A 2,790-nucleotide genomic window follows, 5' to 3' on the forward strand; every position below is an offset into this window, starting at 1 on the left:
GGATCGAGGTCGGCACCGGCCTCGAAACTGCGATCCCGGACGCCACCGCCGCGCGGATCATCCAGGACGGCATGGTGCCGGCATTCCGCGCCGGCGACTTCGCCCGCGGCCTCACCAACGCCATCGCCGCGATCGTCCCCCTGATCGCGAAGGACGGCCTGCCGGTGCCGGACAAGGCGTCGCAGGCCACCCCCATGTCCCCTGCCCTGGCGGAGGCGGCATGACCATGGCCCTGCGCATCAATCGCCTGTTCGCCGCCCTGGTTCTGCTGCTGACCTTCGCCCTGCCGGGCTGGGCACAGCAGCCGGTCGCGGTGCCGCAGCTCAGCCAGCAGGTCACCGACCTGACCGGCACGCTGTCGCCGGGGCAGGTCCAGGCGCTGACCGACAAGCTGGCCGAGGTGGCGCGGCGCAAGGGATCGCAGATCGCCATCCTGATCGTGCCGACCACCGGCGCCGACAGCATCGAGCAATTCACCACCCGCGTGTTCGACCAATGGCGGCTGGGCCGCAAGGGCGTCGACGACGGCGTGCTGCTGCTGGTCGCCAAGACCGACCACACCGTGCGGATCGAGCCCGGCCGCGGCCTGGAGGGCGCGATCCCTGATATCACTGCCGGCCGCATCATCCGCGAACAGATCGTCCCGGCCTTCCGCCAGGGCGACTATGCCGGCGGCCTGGGCACCGCGGTCGACAGCCTGATCGGGCTGATCAACGGCGAGGCCCTGCCGCCACCGCCGCCGGAGAGCAACTCGTCCGACCGCGGGTCGCCGACGGACTTTCCGCAGATCTTCATCATGGCGATCATCGCCGGCATCGTGGTGCGCTTCGTCCTGCGCGGGATCGGCCTGCCGACGCCGCTGCCGCCGGTGGGCAGCGCGCTGGTGGCCGGCGCCATCGGCTGGATGGTGTCCGGCATCGCCTTCCTCGGGCTGTTCTGCGGCTTCGGCGCCCTCATCCTCGGCGGCTTCGGCAGCAGCCTGGGCGGGATGGGCGGCGGCAGCTTCAGCTCCCGCCGCGGATCCGGCGGGTTCGGGGGTGGATTCGGCGGCGGCTTTGGTGGTGGCAGCGGCGGAAGCAGCGGCGGCTCGGGCGGCGGCGGTTTCAGCGGCGGCGGTGGATCGAGCGGAGGCGGCGGTGCATCAGGGAGCTGGTAGGATGCTGAGACATCTCCGCCCCATCGCTCACTGGCACGGCCGGCGGATGCTGCGGCGTCATTTCGGCCCCGCTGTCATGACCCGGCTGCACGAAGCGATCCGCACCGCCGAGGGCCACCATCACGGCGAGATCGTGGTGGCGGTCGAGGCCTCGGCCCCGCCGCATATCCGCGACAGCCGCACACGGGCGCTGGAGGTGTTCGGCCGTCTCAGGGTCTGGGACACGGCACAGGCGACCGGCGTGCTGCTGTATCTGCTGCTGGCGGAACAGCGCATCGAGATCGTGGCCGACCGCGGCGTCACCGCCCGGATCGACGATGCGGTCTGGGCCGGCATCTGCGCCACGCTGCGGGACCAGCTCCAGGCCGGGCAGTACGAGCAGGGCGTGCTGGAGGCGCTGGCCGCGATCGATGCGGAGCTGTGGCGAGCCTGGCCGGCGGCGGCCGGCGAGGCCAATCCCGACGAGCTGCCGGACAGGCCGGTTGTCCTGTGAAGGGCCCGTAAAGGGGTGGCCGAATATGCGACAGCGCTTGTGAAAGCCGCATCGCCTATGATACGCCCCGCCTATTGATTCCGGGAGCAGCGACGCGTGACGGCGATCCAGTCGGACCGGCCGACGGTCCTCATCCTCAACGGCCCCAACCTCAACATGTTGGGGGTCCGCCAGCCAGAGATCTACGGCCGCGACACGCTGGCCGATATCGAGCAGGCTTGCGCGGACGAGGCCGAACAGCTCGAGCTGGAGATCGACTTCCGGCAATCGAACCACGAGGGCGAGCTGGTCACCTGGATTCAGGAGGCCCGCACCGCGCATGACGGCATCGTCGTCAACGCCGGCGCCTACAGCCACACCTCGATCGCCATCCTCGACGCGCTTCAGGCGGCCGAGCTGCCGGTGATCGAAGTGCATCTGTCCAACATCTTCCGCCGCGATCAGTTCCGGCATCATTCCTACGTGTCGCTGGCGGCGACCGGGGTGGTGTGCGGATTGGGCGTGCATGGCTACCTTCTGGCGCTGCAGGCCATGGCGCGGCTTCTTGAAACCGACCGGTGAGCAATTCATGAGCACCTTCAATTTCGACCCTGAATTCGTGCGCGGTCTGGCCAAGCTCCTCGACGAGACCGGCCTGACCGAGATCGAATTCTCCGAGGGCGACCGCCGCATCCGGCTGAACCGCCAGCCGGCGCCGATCGCCGCGACCTATGCCGCGCCCGCAGGGGCTGCCCCGGTTGCCGCAGCCCCGGCCGCAGCCCCCGCCGCGCCGGCCGGCCCGCCGAAGAACGCGGTGACCTCGCCCATGGTCGGCACCGTCTACCTGTCGCCGGAGCCGGGCAGCGCCGCCTTCGTCAAGGTCGGCGACAAGGTGGCCGAGGGCGCGACGCTGCTGATCGTCGAGGCGTTGAAGGTGATGAACCCGATCCGCAGCCCGCGGTCCGGCACCATCACCGCCATCCGGGTCGAGGATTCGCAGCCGGTCGAATTCGCCGAACCCCTCGTCGTGATCGACTGATGTTCGAGAAGGTCCTCATCGCCAATCGCGGCGAAATCGCGCTGCGCATCCATCGCGCCTGCCGCGAGATGGGCATCCGCACCGTGGTCGTGCACTCCACGGCCGACAGCGACGCCATGGCCG

The 2,790-nt window shown here is 70.0% G+C and carries 6 protein-coding genes; all 6 read left to right on the forward strand.

Annotation, left to right across the window (positions count from 1 at the left end; translation table 11 throughout):
- On the forward strand, positions 1-224 hold a 224-nt coding region (locus AC3XYG_RS24235; RefSeq protein ID WP_489142432.1), incomplete at its 5' end, for a TPM domain-containing protein.
- Positions 221-1,156, forward strand: coding sequence for a TPM domain-containing protein (locus AC3XYG_RS24240; RefSeq protein WP_489142433.1), 936 nt, complete (start codon positions 221-223; stop codon positions 1,154-1,156). The genes AC3XYG_RS24235 and AC3XYG_RS24240, both read left to right, overlap by 4 nt.
- A 1-nt stretch (position 1,157) precedes the next feature.
- Entirely contained in the window at positions 1,158-1,649 is a 492-nt protein-coding gene (locus tag AC3XYG_RS24245) for a TPM domain-containing protein (protein WP_489142434.1), read from the forward strand.
- A 96-nt stretch (positions 1,650-1,745) separates the two neighbouring features.
- Positions 1,746-2,210, forward strand: coding sequence for a type II 3-dehydroquinate dehydratase (aroQ, locus tag AC3XYG_RS24250; protein WP_489142435.1), 465 nt, complete (start codon positions 1,746-1,748; stop codon positions 2,208-2,210).
- A gap of 7 nt (positions 2,211-2,217) precedes the next feature.
- Positions 2,218-2,667, forward strand: coding sequence for an acetyl-CoA carboxylase biotin carboxyl carrier protein (gene accB, locus AC3XYG_RS24255; RefSeq protein ID WP_489142436.1), 450 nt, complete (start codon positions 2,218-2,220; stop codon positions 2,665-2,667).
- The coding region (locus tag AC3XYG_RS24260) for a biotin carboxylase N-terminal domain-containing protein (protein ID WP_489142437.1) at positions 2,667-2,790 on the forward strand (124 nt) is incomplete at its 3' end. The genes accB and AC3XYG_RS24260, both read left to right, overlap by 1 nt.

The organism is Inquilinus sp. (assembly GCF_057815775.1).